Genomic DNA, 16,587 nt, shown 5'->3' on the forward strand with positions numbered 1-16,587 from the left:
ACGCGGTGGCTGGGGGCGGCACAAGAAGCCGCGATCGGGATGGCTTGAGAACGGGATGATCGCTGGGACGGCCGGGTTGTCCAGGCAGGCGGGATGTTTCGGCTGCGAAGGTGCGAAGGGTTCGGCCGCGGGAGGGCCACGCGGAGGGTACGCGTGATGTGTGGGCATCGCGTACCGGACGGCCAGAGGGGCGCGATGGGGTTCGCCGGGGTGGCGTAGATCGGCGGGGTTGCGCGGTCTGCTCGGATGTTGGCTCGCGGGGTGTGCGGTCCGGTGGTGGCTGGCGGGCAACGCCTGGCGGTGTAGGGCGGGCGCGGTACGGAGCGGGTGGAGTCCGTGGGGACCGGAGGCAAGCGGCGGGTTCGGGTTCGCAGTGGGCGTCGACCGGGGGCCTGCGCAGATCAGCAGATTGCGCCGTTGGTTCGCAAGGTGTGCGGTCGGGAAGTGGCCGAGAGGCACCGTGTCGTGTGGGCGAAAAGGGTGCGCCGGAAGACAGCAGTCGTAGACCGTCGAGAAGACCGGGCGGCGCCAGCCGGAGCCAGAGGCGAAGCACGGCCATCGGCCAGCGGCACGACGCAAGCAACGACCGTGCGTTGTGGCAAATCCTCACGCTCGGCCGAAGCACCCTTCCCAACCACGAGACGTTCGAGCCGAGACTTCTGAACCGATTCCGAAAGGTGCCCGCGGCGCCCGTGACCGCGGTGGCGGGCCGGTGCCGGGGGTTTCCCGGCGGGGCACCGCGAAGCGACCGGCGGGTAGCTGAACCGATCACGCGCAAACCCTGCGGGGCAACGCAATAGCGGGAACCTTAAGTCTTTCCCCGCGCCGTACGGGCCCGGTGGCGGGCCGATTAGGGTGGGGGCGTCCGGCACGTTGTGGTGACGGACGCGTCTCGATCTCGCACACTGGAGAGTTGCTCAATGAGCTCGACGGGAGCCTCGTCCCTGTCCGGAACCGACGTCGGCACGGACGCCGGCGCGCCAAGCGGTACCACCAGCCCGGAGCAGATCCGGGACGAACTGGTCGAGGCCGCCGCGGCGCGCGCGCCCGAGATCGCAGAGTTGATCCGCCTTTACTATCGGCACATTCCGGCCGACGAGATCGTCGGCGACGATCCGGTCGCGCTGGTCGGTGCGGTGCGGTCGCATCTGCAGCTGGCGGGGCAGCGGATGCCGGGGCGGCCCGCGGTACGGCTGCTCAACCCGACCACCGCCGAAGACGGCTGGACCCGGGAGGCCACCGTCGTGCAGGTGGTCACGGACGACATGCCGTACCTGGTGGACAGCATCACCGCGGAATTCGCCCGCGACGGCGTGCAGGTGCACCGGATCGTGCACCCGATCGTCGTGGTCAGCCGTGGGCTGACGGGTGAGCTGGAGGGGCTGCATCTGGACGCCGACCCGGGCGACCCGCCCGCGGGTGCGGCGGCGGAATCCTGGATGTACGCCGAGATCGACCTGGTGACCGACCCGAATCGGGCGCGTGAGCTGGACAACCGGCTGGCTTCGGTGCTGGGTGACGTGCGTGAGGTCGTCGAGGACGCGGACAAGATGGGCCAGACGGCCTGTGCGCTCGCCGGCGAGCTGGAGCAGAACCCGCCGAAGCTGCCCGCAAGCGAGATCGACGAAGGCGCCCGGTTGCTGCGCTGGCTCGCCGACGGCCACTTCACCTTCCTCGGCTACCGCCGCTACGAGCTGGTCGACAACCCGCATTCGGACACGGACGAGCCGGCGTTGCGCGCGGTGCTCGCGTCGGGTCTCGGTGTGCTGCGCCAGGACAGCCTCGCCGCGCGCAGCCTCACCGCCGGGCCGGACAGCTCGGTCGACGGGCTCGCGCCGACCCTGCTGGTGCTTACCCCGGCGAGCGCGCCGAGCACCGTGCACCGCCCGGTGTACCCGTACTACGTCGGCGTGAAGACGTTCGACGACCAGGGCCGGGTGACCGGCGAGCACCGGTTCCTCGGCATGTTCACCACCATCGCGCTGCACGAGAACGTGCTCGACATCCCGGTGGTGGGCAAGCGGGTGCGCGAGGTGATCCACCGCGCCGGTTTCCCGATGGAGTCCTTCTCCGGTCAGCGGATGCTGGAGGTGCTGCAGAACTGGCCGCGCGCCGACCTGTTCTCCGCCGACTCGGATTCGCTGTATGCCACCACGACCGGCGCGATCACGCTGTCGGACCGGCGGCGGCTGCGGCTGTTCCTGCGCCGCGACCCCTACGGCCGGTTCTTCTCCTGCCTGGTCTACCTGCCCGGCGACCGCTACACCACGAAGACCCGGCTGGCCATGCAGGACGTGCTGCTGAAGGAGCTGGAGGGCGTCCAGCTCGAGTACAGCGCGCGGATCGGCGAGACCCTGTTCGCCCAGGTGCATTTCATCGTGCACACCGATCCGGCGAACCGGATCGAGCCGGACGTCCTGCACATCCAGGAGCAGCTCAACACGGTCGTGCGCAGCTGGGAGGACCGGCTGGCGGAGGCGATTCTCGCCGAGCGCCGCGAGCGGCCGGGCGCGGGCGGCGCGGTCGCCGAGGAGTCCGCGGTCGAGCAGGGCCAGCGCTTCGCCCAGGTGTTCCCGGAGGCCTACAAGGAGGACTTCGGCGCGGAGGACGCGCTGGCCGACCTCCGGAAGCTGGACACGCTGGCCGAGGAAGGCGATCTCGCCCAGTCGTTCTACCTGCCCGACGACGCCGAGCCGGGAGAGCGGCGGTTCAAGCTCTACCTGCGCGGTGAGGGCGTCACCCTGTCCAAGGTGCTGCCGGTGCTGCAGGCGATGGGCGTCGAGGTGGTCGACGAGCGGCCGTACGAGCTGTTCCGCGAGGATGGCGGCGCGAGCTGGATCTACGACTTCGGCTTGCGCATCGACTCGAAGGGCCTGGAAAAGACCGACAGCACGGCGTTGGGCGAGCTGCGCGACCGTTTCCAGCAGGCGTTCCACGCCTCCTGGCACGGCGACGCGGAGGTCGACGGGCTCAACGCGCTCGTGCTGCGGGCCGGGCTGAGCTGGCGGCAGGTGGCCGTGCTGCGCGCCTATTCGCGGTACCTGCAGCAGGCCCGCAGCCCGTTTTCCCAGTCCTACATCCAGAACACCGTGGTCAAGCACACCCAGGTGGCCACGAAACTGCTGCGCCTGTTCGAGACCCGCTTCGACCCGCAACTGTCCGATGTGGACCGTGCGACCCGCGAGGAGACGCTGGCCGCGGAGATCTCCGCGATGATCGACGAGGTCACCAGCCTGGACGAGGACCGCATCCTGCGCAGGATGACCGCGGTGGTCAACGCTACCCTGCGGACGAACTACCACGTGCGTGACTCCGGTGGGAACCCGCGCGCGTTCCTGGCCCTCAAGCTTGATCCGAGTGCGGTGCCGGATCTGCCGGAGCCGCACCCGAAGTTCGAGATCTTCGTGTACTCGCCCCGCGTCGAGGGTGTGCACCTGCGCTTCGGCCCGGTCGCCCGCGGCGGGCTGCGCTGGTCGGACCGGCGGGAGGACTTCCGCACCGAGATCCTCGGCCTGGTCAAGGCACAAGCCGTGAAGAACGCGGTGATCGTGCCGGTGGGGGCCAAGGGCGGCTTCGTGGTGAAGCGGCCGCCGTCGCCGACCGGCGACGCCGGGATCGACCGCGAGGCACAGCTGAACGAGGGCATCGCCTGCTACCGCATGTTCATCTCCGGTCTGCTGGACCTGACCGACAACCGGGTCGAGGGCGCCACCGTCGCGGCTCCGAGCGTGGTGCGCCACGACGCGGACGACAGCTACCTCGTGGTCGCCGCGGACAAGGGCACCGCGAAGTTCTCCGACATCGCCAACGAGGTCTCCGCGCAGTACGGCTTCTGGCTCGGCGACGCCTTCGCCTCCGGCGGCTCGGTCGGTTACGACCACAAGGCCATGGGCATCACGGCCAAAGGCGCGTGGGAGAGCGTCAAGCGGCACTTCCGCGAGTTGGGCAAGGACACCCAGACCGAGGACTTCACCGTGGTCGGCATCGGCGACATGATGGGCGACGTCTTCGGGAACGGGATGCTGCTGTCCGAGCACATCCGGCTGGTCGCCGCTTTCAACCACATGCACGTCTTCCTCGACCCGGAGCCGGACGCGGCGAGTTCGTTCGCCGAGCGGCGCCGGCTGTTCGACCTGCCCCGCTCCTCGTGGGACGACTACGACCGCTCGCTGATCAGCGAGGGCGGCGGGATCTACCCGCGCTCGGCGAAGACCATCCCGGTCAGCCCGCAGGTGCGGGCCGCGCTCGGGCTGGCCGAGGGCGTCACCCGGCTCGCGCCGATGGACCTGATCCAGGCGATCCTGCTGGCGCCGGTGGAACTGCTGTGGAACGGCGGGATCGGCACCTACGTGAAGGCGGGCTCGGAGAGCAACGCCGACGCCGGGGACAAGGCCAACGACGCCATCCGGGTCAACGGCGATCAGCTGCGGGTCAAGGTGGTCGGCGAGGGCGGCAACCTCGGCCTGACCCAGCTCGGCCGGATCGAGTTCGCCCGCACCGGCGGCAAGATCAACACCGACGCGCTGGACAACTCGGCCGGGGTGGACTGCTCCGATCACGAGGTCAACATCAAGATCCTGCTCGATCATCTGGTGGCGAGCGGCAGGCTGGCCCGTACCGGGCGCGACGAGCTGCTCGGCGAGATGACCGACGAGGTCGGTGCGCTGGTGCTCGCGGACAACTACCGGCAGAACGCGGTGCTCGGGGTCAGCCGGGCGCACGCCGTGCCGATGGTCTCGGTGCACGCGCGGCAGGTCTCCGCGCTGGTGGCCAAGGGCGCGTTCGACCGCAGGCTGGAGGCGCTGCCGACCACCTCGCAGTTCCGCGCGCTGGAGAAGGCCGGGGACGGGCTCAGCTCGCCGGAGCTGGCCACGCTGCTGGCGCACGTGAAGCTCGACCTCAAGGACGAGCTGCTGGAGTCCGACCTGCCCGAATCGGAGGTGTTCGCCCGGCGGTTGCCGGAGTACTTCCCGGCGCCGCTGCGGGAACGGTTCGCCGAGGCGATCGCGCAGCACCCGCTGCGCCGGCAGATCATCACCACGCTGGTGACCAACGAACTGGTCGACGGCGGCGGCATCTCGTTCGTCTTCCGGCTGATGGAGGAGATGAACGCGACCGCGACCGACGCGGTGCGCGCCTACGCCGTGGTCACCCACGTCTACGACCTGCCGAAACTCTGGGTCGAGATCGCGGAGCTGGACAACCTGGTGCCCACCGAGGTGGCGGACCGGATGGTGCTGGAGACCCGGCGGCTGCTGGACCGGGCCGCCCGCTGGTTCCTCACCAACCGCCCGCAGCCGCTCGCGCCGCTGGCCGAGATCACCCGGTTCGGCCCGGTGCTCGCCGAACTCGGCCCGAAGCTGGGCGGGTTGCTGCGCGGGGTCGAGCTGGAGTCGGTGGAGGAGGACGCGGCCGCCTACGTCAAGGACGGGGTGCCCGCGGATCTGGCCCGCCGGGTCGCGCTGTTGCTGCACAGCTACGGCCTGCTCGACGTGGTCGAGGTCGCCGAGCTGGCCGAACAGCAGGTCGGCCTGGACGCCACGCACACGCCGGCGGACACCGCGGGGCTGTACTACGCGTTGTCGGATCACCTTGGCGTGGACCGGATGCTCACCGAGATCAGCAAGCTGGAGCGCGGCAACCGCTGGCACGCCCTCGCGCGGCTCTCGCTGCGCGACGACGTGTACGGTTCGTTGAGCGCGATCACGCTCGATGCGTTGCGGCAGAGTGATCAGGACCGTTCCGTCGACGAGCAGATCGCGCAGTGGGAGAAAGCCAACGCTTCGCGGCTTTCGCGGGCGCGCGTGGCGCTGGACGAGATCACCCGCTCCGGGCGGCTCGACCTCGCGACGCTGTCCGTGGCCGCGCGACAGATCCGGAGCACTGTGCGGTGACCTACGTCAGCCACGTCCGTCCGAGGTGGTCGGATATGGACCTCTACGGGCACGTCAACCACGCGAATGTGGTGACGTTGCTCGAAGAGGCCCGGGTTCCGGTGCTGTTCGGCGAAGCGGTGAAGGAAGGTCTCACCGAGCTGCCGAAGGGCGTCGTGGTCGTGAAGCTCGCGGTGCACTACCGTGCGCCGATCGTCGCGAGGCCCGAAGGCTCGGTGCGCGTGGAGATGGAGCTCACCGAGCTGAAGGCTTCCACGGTGACCCTCGGTTACCGGGTGCACGGCGGTCCGGACGAGACCGATCCCGTCGCCGTCACCGCGGAGACCGTGCTCGCGCCGTATGACACCGTCAAGCTGCGGCCCCGGCGGCTCAGCGAGGCGGAGGGCGAGTTCCTCAAGCGGGTGTTCGCGGGTGCCTGAACTGCGGATCCCGGATCCCGCCGACCGGGAGACGCTGGGCGCGTTCGTGGCCCGCGCGGTCCGGCTGGACGGGACCACCGCGGTCCGGCTGCGCCGCCGTGCCGGGGAAGAGATCGTGGAAGCGTGGACGGCCACGCCGTTCGAGGTCCTCGCCACCCGCGCGGTGGCGGGGACCGTCACCCCGGCCGACGTCACGGTGTCGGGCAACGAGCTGCTGGCCGCGCTCACCGTGGCCGGCGGCGAGGTGATGGATCCCGGCCCGGCACGTGATCTGCTGTGGCACGGCGAGTTGCCGCCGAGCGGCCGGTGGCGGCTGGTGGACGAGCTGCCGGTCGGCGTGGTGTCCGAGCTGTCCGACCGCGGGGTCGCGCTCGCCCGCGACAACGCCGGCCCACACGGCACCCCGCCCGCTTCTCTGATGGACCAGGCGGTGCTCACCGTCACCGGCGGAGACCTCGAAGTGAAGGTCCAGATGCGCTGCTTGTTCGCGCTGTCCGGGATGGGCCTGTTCGACTCGTCGGTGGACGGCGATGTGGTCCGCGTATCCGCCACCGATTCCTGGCTCCGCCTCGACGCCCGCTACGGCGCCGTGCTCCGGCGGCGGCAGGCGCTGCTGCCGTTGCTGTTCTGACCCGTTTCCCCGGGATTCGCGGAATATGCCTGCGAGCGGCGGCCCGCGGTGTCAGGGTGTGGGGCATGAGCGATTCCGACGGTGACCCGACGGCGGACTTCCTCGCCGAGGTACGGCCGGGGGAGACGCCGTGGCGCACCGATCGCCCGGCCGAAGTCCCGGGACCGCAGACACCGGAGCGGCCTGAGGGGCGTGCCCGGCAGGTGGTGCGTGCGGTCGGGGAAGCCGCACCGTACGTGCAGGCCGGGTTGTTCGCCGCGTGGGTGGCGATGTCGGTGGCGGATGCGGCAAATGACGGGGATTCGGACAGCGGCGCGCAAGGCTGAGCCGTTCGCTTGCCCCGGGGGGTAGAGTCGGAGCCGGTTCATCAGCCGGATGTTCGTTCGGCGTACCCGATCACCGTGTCCGCCGGTTCTCCTCCCACGGCGCGGGTCGTGGCACGGGCTTTGGCCCGGCCGCGGAGCGGAACCCGGCGGCGGAAGAGGAGAACCATGCTGCGTTCCGGTCCTGAGCGTCCGATGTCCCTGCCCGCCGCGGACGATCCGCATTCGCTGCGCCGGGAGCTGGTCGCCTACGTGCGCGAAGTCGCCGCGGCCGTGGGAGTGTCGGTGGAGTGCACCTCGTGCGAGGTCTCCGACACGGTCACCGCGTACGTGGCATTGAACGGCCGCGCACCGGAATTTCCGGGGCAGGACTTGATGTTGCTGTGGAACGCCCGCCAGGGCTGGGCGGTGTCGGTGGAGACCGCGCCCGGCGAACCGGCGGTGCTGGTGGCCCGCCTGGACGGGGACGTGACCCCGGAACCGGACCTGGTCCGTCGGTTCGTGGCCGCGTTACTGACCACACCAGCCGATGCCGGCCCCCGTATCCCGCCCCAGCCGATGCGGGACCACGGTGAGCCGAGACGGCGCAGATTGGCCTGACCGATCCGGTCCGAGGCGGTCCCGGATGGACGATGGGGCCGGTGCGCCAGGCACCGGCCCCATCGGAAAAACCTTGTCCTACCGCGAAATCCGCGTCAGATGACGCTGACCCCGGTGGCCTGCGGCCCCTTCTGGCCCTGGCCGACCTCGAACTCCACCCGGGCGTTCTCCTCCAGGCTGCGGAAGCCGTTGCCCTGGATCTCCGAGTAGTGCACGAATACGTCGGCCCCGCCGTCGTCCGGGCTGATGAACCCGAAGCCCTTTTCGGCGTTGAACCACTTCACGGTGCCTTGCGTCATGTTCCACTCCAGTACACGGAAAAACTCGCGATACCGCTTCGGCATCGGGGTCGGACACCGACGGTTTGATCTTCCGCTCGCGGAGAATCACTACGCCCGCTGCATCTTGCGAGCGTGGTGGCGGGAGGGCCCGCCGCACGAACACAAAACATGACCGCGGTCAGTAAAGCATGCCCGCCGCGGCCGCACCAGGGCGACTTTTGGTCCACAGTGGACATCATCCGGATGGCTCAGACCAGCCAGGCCGCGGCGTCCGGGGGCAGCCTGCCCTGCACCAGGGGACTGCTGCTGAGCAGCACCTCCCCGGGCGGCAGCGCGATGGAGCTGGCCGAGGTGTTCAGCGCGCAGATCAGCCCGCCGCGGCCCCGGCGGAAGGCGAAGCAGCCCGCCGGCGCGCCGTACCATTCGAGTTCGTCGCCCGCGTGCAGGGCCGGGTGCGTCCGGCGCAGCTCGATCGCCTGCCGGTACAGCGCCAGCGTGGACTCCGGATCCGCGAGCTGCCGCTGCACGGTCAGCCCGGCCCAGTCCGGCGGGGTCGGCAGCCAGGTGCGCGGGTTGCGGGAGAACCCGAACGGCGGCAGGTCGCCGTCCCACGGCATCGGCACCCGTTCGGGGTCGCGGCCGTACTCCGGGCTCAGCGTGCGGGCCCACGGGTCGGTGAGCGCGCTCGCCGGCAGGTCCGCGTCCGGCAGGCCCAGCTCTTCACCGTTGTACAGGTACACCGCGCCCGGGAGGGCCAGCTCCACCAGCGCCATCGCCCGCGCCCGGCGCAGGCCCGCCGCGCCGCCGCCGTAGCGGCTCACCGTGCGCGACACGTCGTGGTTGGACAGCGTCCAGGTGGCGTCCGCGCCCGCGGCCCGCGGCACGGCCAGCGACCGCTCGATCGCGGTGCGCAGAGCGTCCGCGTCGAAATGGGTGAGCACCAGGCGGAAGTTGAACGCCAGGTGCAGCTCGTCCGGGCGCAGGTAGCGGGCCAGCCGCTCCTCGTCGGACACCCAGATCTCGCCGACCGACATGGTGCCCGGGTACTCGTCGAGCACCTTCCGGATCATCCGGTGCACGTCGTGCACCCCGTCGTCGTCGAATCGCGGGTCGTAGGCCTTGCCCTGCTCGCTGGTCCCGTACTCCTCGGCCGCGTGCGGGTCCATGTCCGGCAGGCCCGGCGCCTTCGCCATCCCGTGCGCCACGTCGAAGCGGAACCCGTCCACGCCGCGGTCCAGCCAGAACCGCAGGGTGCGTTCGAGGTCGTAGCGCACCTCGGCGTCGTCCCAGTTCAGGTCCGGCTGCTGTGGGGTGAACAGGTGCAGGTACCACTGGCCGTCCGGGACCCGGGTCCAGGCCGGGCCGCCGAACACGCTGACCCAGTTGTTGGGCGGTTCGGCGCCGTCCGGGCCGCGGCCGTCGCGGAAGAGGTAGCGGGCCCGCTCCCGGCTGCCGGGGGCGGCGGCCATCGCGGACTTGAACCAGGCGTGCTGGTTGCTGGTGTGGTTGGGCACCACGTCCACGGTGACCCGGATACCCCGCTGGTGGGCGTCGGCGAGCAGCTCGTCGAAATCGCCCAGTGTGCCGAACATCGGGTCCACGTCCCGGGGATCGGCCACGTCGTAGCCGTGGTCGGCCATCGGGGACCGGTAGAACGGTGTGAGCCACAGCGCGTCCACGCCCAGCTGCTCCAGGTAGCCCAGCCGGCGGCGCAGCCCTTCCAGATCACCGATCCCGTCGGCGTCGGAATCCGCGAACGAGCGGAGGTAGACCTGGTAGAAGACCGCGTCGGACCACCAGGACGCATGCGGTGCCGCGGCCATCAGACGAAGCTGTTCATCATGCTGTGCGCCGCCATTTCCAGGTACGCCCACAGCTGCTCACGGTAGGGCTCGGGCAGGTTCTCCCCGTCCACCGCGATCCGGATCGCGCGCAGCCAGGCGTCGCGTTCGATCGGGCCGATCTTGAACGGCGCGTGCCGCATCCGCAGCCGCGGATGGCCACGCTGGTCGGAGTAGGTGTGCGGGCCGCCCCAGTATTGGATGAGGAACAGCCGGAAGCGCTCCTCGGCCGGGCCGAGATCCTCCTCCGGGTACAGCGGGCGCAGGATCTCGTCCCGCGCGACCTCCTGGTAGAACCGCGCGACGATCCGCCGGAAGGTCGGCTCGCCGCCGACCGCCTCGTACAGGTTCGCCGGTTCCGGGTCACTCACAGTCGACACCCTTCCATCTTGCCTTGCCGAACCGGTCACTTGTCGACCGACGGGGAGGACAGGAACCGGCCGAGCGGCGGCTCGAAACCGGCGTCCTCCAAAGCCCTGAGCAGCTGCCCGCGCAACGCCCGCTGCACGGCCCACTGCTTGCCCGGCCGCACCTTCACGATCAGCCGCAGCTGAATGCTCTCCGGGGTGACTTTTTCCACCCCGAGCATCTCGGGCGGCTCCAGCACGAGCGCGGCGAGGGCCTCGCTCTCGGCCGCCTTGGTCGCGGCTACGGCGAGCACGTCCGAGGCGCGGTCCACGTCGGCGGAATACCCCAGCGGCACGTCGACCACCGCGACCGCGAAGCCCTGGCTGGAGTTCCCGACCCGCAGCACCTCGCCGTTGCGCACGTACCAGACGGTGCCCTGCAGGTCGCGCAGGGTGGTGATGCGCAGGCCGACCGCCTCGACCGTGCCGGTCGCTTCGCCGATGTCCACCACGTCGCCCACGCCGTACTGGTCCTCGATCATCATGAAGATCCCGGACAGGAAGTCCTTGACCAGGTTCTGCGCGCCGAACCCGAGGGCGACCCCGACGATGCCCGCGGACGCGATCAGCGGGGCCAGGTCGTAGCCGAGTTCGCCCACGACGAGGCAGAACGCCGTGCCGTAGATGATCAGCGTGGCCATCGACTTGAGCACCGAGCCGATCGTCTTGGCCCGCTGGCGGCGGCGTTCGAGCACCGCTGCGCCGAGCATCTCCGGGGCGCGTTCCCGCAGCGGGCGCAGCAGGGCCGGCAGCCTGCCGTTGCCCGAAGGCAGGCGGGTGACCCGGTCGATCATCCGGCGTGTGAGATAGCGCACCAGGAAGGCGATGACGACGATCAGGATGATCCGCAGCGGTTTCGTGACGAGCCAGCCCGCGGAACCGGCGAGCCACTCGTTGCCGGTGACCGAGTAGACCTGGAAACAAAAGGTGCTCGGGTCGGAGATGCAGGGCGGCGGGGAAGCACTGAGCACGGCATTCACGGGCGGAAGCAGTCCTTTCGTCGCGTTTTCCGGCTTCTTTCGCCGGCGGCCGCCGGGTGGCCGGCGGGTCGCGGATGCGTGACACGTCACGGAACACACGTGCGCGGGGGGCCTGATGTGTGGTCGACTATGCCTGCACCGGTGGAGGTGGTCGAGTGCCAGACCGACAACCCATCCCCCTCGGCGGCAGCGGCCAAGCCATGGCCGGTATGCCGCCGGAGGCGTTCCTGCGTGCCCGCCCGGGAGGTTCCGCATCCGGCGGAGCGGTCCCGTCCGGGCCGGGGAACCGGCCAGGGGGAGTGTCCCGTCCGCCCGGACAGCGTAGAGCTGCCGAGCCCGCGGCCCCGGCCTGGGGCCGTCGTCGCGTCCTGCTGCTGAACGCGACCTTCGAACCGCTCACCGCGGTGCCCATGCGGCGTGCCGTGGTGCTCGTCATGTGCGGCAAGGCCGAGGTCGTGCACGGCGATCCCGAGGGGGTGGAGCTGCACGCCGCCACGGTGTCCCTGCCCGTCCCGTCGGTGATCCGGCTCAGCACCTACGTGCGGGTGCCGTACCGGGCGAAGGTTCCGCTGACCCGTGCCGGGCTGATGCACCGTGACCGCTACCGCTGCGCCTACTGTGGCGGCCGGGCGGAAACGATAGACCATGTGCTACCGCGCAGCCGTGGCGGCCCGCACAGCTGGACGAACTGCGTGGCCTGCTGCGCGAAGTGCAACCACCGCAAGGCCGACCGGCTGCTTTCGGAGATCGGCTGGCGGCTGCGCGTCGTCCCGCGGGCGCCCCACGGCCCGCACTGGCGGCTGCTCGCGCACTCCAAGGAGGCCGATCCGCTGTGGCAGCCCTACCTGGGGACCGCCGCGTGAGCTGATCCGGCGGTGCTCCGGCTCGGGCGGATTCCGGTCCGGACCGCACGGTGCCCCGGCTGCCTTCGGGCTGCCGGGGTGAGTGCCGCTTCGCCGGCGGCCGGACCGGAAGTGCCGGTCAGGCCGCGCGCCGGGTGCCGGGTCAGGCGGCGAGGGTGTAGTCGTTCCGGCAAGTGACGCGGGTGCCCATGGTGACTCGCGTGCCCATCGTGGCGCGGGTTCCCATCGTGACCCTTGTGCCCATAGTGACGCGGGTGCCGGAGGTGACTCGCGTGCCGCGGGTGACCCTTGTGCCCATCGTGACTCGCGTGCCCAGGGTGACCCTCGTGCCCATGGTGACGCGGGTGCCCCGAGTGACCCGTGTCCCCATCGTCACGCGCGTGCCGCAGGTGACTCGCGTGCCCCGGGTGACGCGAGTGCCCATCGTGACCCGCGTGCCCCTCGTAACGCGGGTTCCCCGGGTCACTCTGGTCCCCATCGTCACCCGGGTTCCGCGGGTGACTCGTGTACCCCGCGTGACCCTGGTGCCGGAGGTGACACGCGTTCCGGGGACAGCAGCGACATCGCTGGGTGACGAAATGGTCTCGGTGATCGCCTGAGCGGGGGGCTGAACGCTCTGCATGAGAGGCCTCCTGGGGCCGGTGCGTGACCTGCTGGGGCTGATGAAGGGGGCGCAAGGCCCGTACAGGTGAAAAAGCTACGAGCATTTCAGGGTTTCGACAAGGCGAGGTGCGCCGGTACGGCCGCCCGTACGGTGAGTTGCCATCATTCGGCGTGCGGGGCTTCGCCCCAACGTGCCAGCGGGGGCGAGCCAAGCGGCGGACGGCGCTTTCCGGACGGCGAACGGTGGGTGCGCCGCGCGGTGCCGGAAACCGGCATCCGATACGCTCACCGGCGTGAACGTTGTCGAGACGATCCTGGTCTACGCGGTCATCCCCCTGGCCATCTACCTGGTGGTCGGCGCGGCCACCCTGCGGAAGAAGTTCTCGGGGACGCAGCGTTACCGGCCGGGTCAGCCGTGGGAGTACCCCGCGATGTGGTGGACCGGCAATCCGGAGGGCGTCGGTGCCGCCCACGGTGCCGGTGCGGAGACTGCGGTGCCCGCGGGCACCGCGACGGCAGCGGGAGGCGCTCGTGGCAAGTGGTGAGCTGACCCACCCGGTCGGGGTGGCGGAGAAGGACCTCGCGTTCGGCGAGGTGGTCACCGGCAGCGGGCGCCTGTCGGCGGCGAAGATGTACGAGCCTGCTCCGCCGGACACCCCGTTCAGCGTGCAGCAGCTGGCTCGTCTCGACGAGGCGCTGACCTTCGCGAGCCGGGAGACCGGGCTCGCTTTCAGCGTTTATCTCGGCGACCTCGCCGAGGACACCCGTGCCGAGGCGGAGCGGCTGCACGCGTCCACCGCGGACCCGCGTGACTCGGTGCTCGTCGCGGTGTCGCCGACCCAGCGGGCGATCGAGATCGTCACCGGGCAGCGCGCGCACCTGCGGCTTCCGGACCGTGGCGCGAACCTCGCGGTGGCGAGCATGGTCGCCTCCTTCAAGGAGGGCGACCTGGTGGGCGGGCTCGTCAACGCCCTCCGCATGCTCAGCGACCAGGCCGGACCCGCGCCGAAGCACTAGCTCTGCTCCAGATGTTGTGAAGGGGACCTTCACGGACTCAGAGTCCGTGAAGGTCCCCTTCACAGCTTTCCGGGGTGGGTCAGGACTGGCTGTCGAAGTCTCGGGCGGCGAGTGCACGGACGATGCCGGCACGGCCCTCGGACACCAGCCGGCGCAGCGCCGCCGGGTGCTCGCCCGCGAGCCATGCGTCGGCGGCGGTCACCGTGGCCGGTTCGACCGCCCACGACGGGAACAGCCCGACCGCGGTCGGCTGCGCGCGCTCGCTGGACCGGCGCGCCCACACGTCGTCGATCACCTCGAAGTACCGCGCGACGTACTCGCCGAGCAGGTGCTTCTGGCCGGGGTGCGAGAACCCGGCGATCAGCGCGTCGCTGACCGCGTTGGGGATCTCGTCGTCGTAGATCGCCCGCTGCCAGGTCCGGGCCTTGGACTCCGCGGTCGGGCGCAGCGCCCGGCTCCGCTCGGCGTGGCGGCGGCCGGCCGCGGTGTCGTCCGAAGCCAGCTCGGCGTCGATCTCGGTGGCGTCGGCTTTGCCATGCGCGACAAGGGTTTGCAGCAGACGCCAGCGCAGATCGGTGTCCACGGTCAGGCCCGGCAGCGGGGCGGAGCCGTCCAGCCAGCCCGCGATCACGGTGACGGTGTCCTCGTCGAGCACCGCACCGGCCAGGGAGTTCACGAAGGCCAGCTGGTGATCCGAGCCGGGCTCGGCGGTGCGGGCCAGCTCCAGCAGCTGCCCGGACAGCGCGGGCCAGCCCTCCGCGGCCGCCCACTTCTGCTCGGCGTACGAGTTGAGCGCGGTCTGCGCCTGCAGCAGCAGCCGCTGCACCACGCCGACCTCGCTCTCCGCGTGGATGCCGCGGGTGACCAGGGTGACGAAGTCGCGGGCCTTGAGTTCCGCCTCGCGGGTCATCTCCCAGGCCGCCGACCAGCACAGCGTGCGCGGCAGCGGTTCGGTGATGTCGGAGATCCGGTCGATCAGCGTGGTCAGCGACGCCGGGTCGAGCCGCATCCGGCAGTAGGTCAGGTCGTCGTCGTTGACCAGCACGAGCCGGCCCGCGGGCTGCCCGGCCAGCTCCGGCACCTCGGTGCGCTCGCCGGACACGTCCAGCTCCACCCGGTTGATCCGGGTGATCCGGCCTTCGCCGTCCTCGTCGTACACGCCGACCGCGACCCGGTGCGTGCGCAGCTCGCCGGCCCCGGGCTTGGCGCCGGTCTGCACCACCGCGAACGAGGCGAACGTGCCGTCCGCGGCGACCTCGTAGCGCGGGCTCAGCGAGTTCAGGCCGGTGGTCTCCAGCCATTCCGCGCTCCACCACGACAGGTCGCGCCCGGACGCCTCTTCCAGCGCGGCCAGCAGATCGGCCAGCGTGGCGTTGCCCCAGGCGTGCTTGCCGAAGTACACCTTCAGCCCGTCGAGGAAGTGCTCGATGCCGACGTAGGCGACCAACTGCTTGAGCACGCTGGCGCCCTTGGCGTAGGTGATGCCGTCGAAGTTCACCTCGACCGCGTGCAGATCGACGATGTCGGCCGCGATCGGGTGCGTGGAGGGCAGCTGGTCCTGCCGGTAGGCCCAGGACTTCTCGATGTTCGCGAAGCTGGTCCAGGCGTTCTTGTACTCGGTCGCCTCGGCCTGGGAGAACACGCTGGCGAAGGTCGCGAACGACTCGTTCAGCCACAGGTCGTCCCACCAGCGCATGGTGACCAGGTCGCCGAACCACATGTGCGCCATCTCGTGCAGCAGCGTCTCCGCGCGCCGCTCGTAGGCGTAGCGGGTGACCCGGCTGCGGAAGACGTAGTCCTCGAGGAAGGTGACCGCGCCGGCGTTCTCCATCGCGCCCGCGTTGAACTCCGGCACGAACAGCTGGTCGTACTTGGAGAACGGGTACGGGGTGGCGAACTTCTCGTGGTAGAAGGCGAAGCCCTGCTTGGTCTCGGTGAACAGCCGCTCCGCGTCGAGGTATTCGGCCAGCGACGCGCGGCAGTACAGGCCCAGCGGGATCGTCCGGTGTTCGTCCCGGAACTCGTCGCGCCATTCCGCGAACGGGCCGGCCACCAGCGCCACCAGGTAGGTGGAGATCCGCTCGGACTTGGCGAACCGGGTGCGGCGGCCGCCCTCGGCGGTGTCCTCGGCGGACGCGGCGAGCGCGTTCGACACGATCTTCCAGTCGCGCGGGGCGTGCACGGTGATCCGGTAGACCGACTTCAGGTCCGGCTGGTCGAAGCAGGCGAACATGCGCTTGGCGTCCGCCGTCTCGAACTGGGTGTACAGGTACACCCCGTCGTCGACCGGGTCGACGAAGCGGTGCAGGCCTTCGCCGGTGTTCATGTACTGGCAGTCCGCGGTGACCACCAGCTCGTTCTCCGCGGCCAGGCCGGGCAGGGCGATGCCGTTCTCCTCGGTGTAACCGCTGACGTCGAGAGCGGTGCCGTTGAGCACCGCGCTGCGGACGCCCTCGGCGACGAGGTCGATCCAGGACGACTCGCCGGGGCGGGCGGCCGAGAACCGCACGGTGGTGGTGGAGAGGAAGGTCTTCTCCCCGGGACCGCCGTGGCCGTCGGTCAGGTCCAGCTCGATGTCGTAGGAGGCGACTGCCAGCAGGCCGGAGCGCTGCAGGGCTTCGTCACGAGTCAGGTTGGGGGCGGGCACGGGCACCTCTGGTCTTCGATTCCGGTTACGGTTTGCACACTGCCGAGCATCCAATCATGGCCGGGGCGTGCCGGGCGAGAA

General features: G+C 70.5%; 13 protein-coding genes. 8 read left to right on the forward strand and 5 right to left on the reverse strand.

The window, feature by feature from the left end:
* The first annotated feature begins 920 nt into the window (after positions 1-920).
* The 5 genes from D5S19_RS00710 (at position 921) to D5S19_RS00730 (ending at position 7,867) form a co-directional block, all read left to right on the forward strand.
* Positions 921-5,894: an NAD-glutamate dehydrogenase gene (locus D5S19_RS00710; protein ID WP_120021385.1), complete on the forward strand. Its 4,974-nt coding sequence runs from the start codon at positions 921-923 to the stop codon at positions 5,892-5,894.
* Positions 5,891-6,313 (forward strand): acyl-CoA thioesterase, encoded by a 423-nt coding sequence (locus D5S19_RS00715; RefSeq protein WP_120021386.1) that lies wholly within the window; start codon positions 5,891-5,893, stop codon positions 6,311-6,313. Before D5S19_RS00710 ends, D5S19_RS00715 begins: the two co-directional genes overlap by 4 nt.
* Complete coding sequence (locus tag D5S19_RS00720) at positions 6,306-6,944, forward strand: hypothetical protein (RefSeq protein ID WP_098513996.1); 639 nt, start codon at positions 6,306-6,308, stop codon at positions 6,942-6,944. The genes D5S19_RS00715 and D5S19_RS00720 overlap by 8 nt, the downstream gene beginning before the upstream one ends.
* Before the next feature lie 65 nt (positions 6,945-7,009).
* Complete coding sequence (locus tag D5S19_RS00725; protein ID WP_120021387.1) at positions 7,010-7,270, forward strand: hypothetical protein; 261 nt, start codon at positions 7,010-7,012, stop codon at positions 7,268-7,270.
* Positions 7,271-7,435: 165 nt separating this feature from the next.
* Complete coding sequence (locus D5S19_RS00730) at positions 7,436-7,867, forward strand: DUF6292 family protein (RefSeq protein WP_120021388.1); 432 nt, start codon at positions 7,436-7,438, stop codon at positions 7,865-7,867.
* 95 nt (positions 7,868-7,962) lie between these two features.
* Here the strand turns inward: D5S19_RS00730 and D5S19_RS00735 are convergent, their stop codons facing one another.
* From D5S19_RS00735 to D5S19_RS00750, 4 genes are all read right to left on the reverse strand, one after another.
* A complete protein-coding gene (locus D5S19_RS00735) occupies positions 7,963-8,166 on the reverse strand; it encodes a cold-shock protein (protein ID WP_098515203.1) in 204 nt (67 codons plus the stop codon).
* A gap of 230 nt (positions 8,167-8,396) precedes the next feature.
* Entirely contained in the window at positions 8,397-9,971 is a 1,575-nt protein-coding gene (locus D5S19_RS00740) for a glycoside hydrolase family 13 protein (protein ID WP_120021389.1), read from the reverse strand.
* On the reverse strand, positions 9,971-10,360 hold the full coding sequence (locus D5S19_RS00745) for a globin (protein ID WP_120021390.1): 390 nt from the start codon (positions 10,358-10,360) through the stop codon (positions 9,971-9,973). Before D5S19_RS00745 ends, D5S19_RS00740 begins: the two co-directional genes overlap by 1 nt.
* A gap of 35 nt (positions 10,361-10,395) precedes the next feature.
* On the reverse strand, positions 10,396-11,376 hold the full coding sequence (locus D5S19_RS00750; RefSeq protein ID WP_233573634.1) for a mechanosensitive ion channel family protein: 981 nt from the start codon (positions 11,374-11,376) through the stop codon (positions 10,396-10,398).
* A 155-nt stretch (positions 11,377-11,531) separates the two neighbouring features.
* Here D5S19_RS00750 and D5S19_RS34290 point away from each other — a divergent pair, with 155 nt between their 5' ends.
* The 3 genes from D5S19_RS34290 (at position 11,532) to D5S19_RS00770 (ending at position 13,859) form a co-directional block, all read left to right on the forward strand.
* Entirely contained in the window at positions 11,532-12,239 is a 708-nt protein-coding gene (locus tag D5S19_RS34290; protein ID WP_233573635.1) for an HNH endonuclease, read from the forward strand.
* 896 nt (positions 12,240-13,135) lie between these two features.
* Positions 13,136-13,387, forward strand: coding sequence for an aa3-type cytochrome oxidase subunit CtaJ (ctaJ, locus tag D5S19_RS00765; protein ID WP_120021392.1), 252 nt, complete (start codon positions 13,136-13,138; stop codon positions 13,385-13,387).
* Positions 13,374-13,859 carry a DUF5130 family protein gene (locus D5S19_RS00770; protein WP_120021393.1) on the forward strand — a complete coding sequence of 162 codons (486 nt, stop codon included), beginning with the start codon at positions 13,374-13,376 and terminating at the stop codon, positions 13,857-13,859. Before ctaJ ends, D5S19_RS00770 begins: the two co-directional genes overlap by 14 nt.
* A gap of 79 nt (positions 13,860-13,938) precedes the next feature.
* Here D5S19_RS00770 and pepN read toward each other — a convergent pair whose 3' ends face one another.
* Entirely contained in the window at positions 13,939-16,506 is a 2,568-nt protein-coding gene (gene pepN / locus D5S19_RS00775; RefSeq protein WP_120021464.1) for an aminopeptidase N, read from the reverse strand.
* Between the last annotated feature and the right edge of the window lie 81 nt (positions 16,507-16,587).

The sequence above is a fragment of the Amycolatopsis panacis genome, from assembly GCF_003600245.1.
GTDB lineage: Bacteria > Actinomycetota > Actinomycetes > Mycobacteriales > Pseudonocardiaceae > Amycolatopsis > Amycolatopsis sulphurea.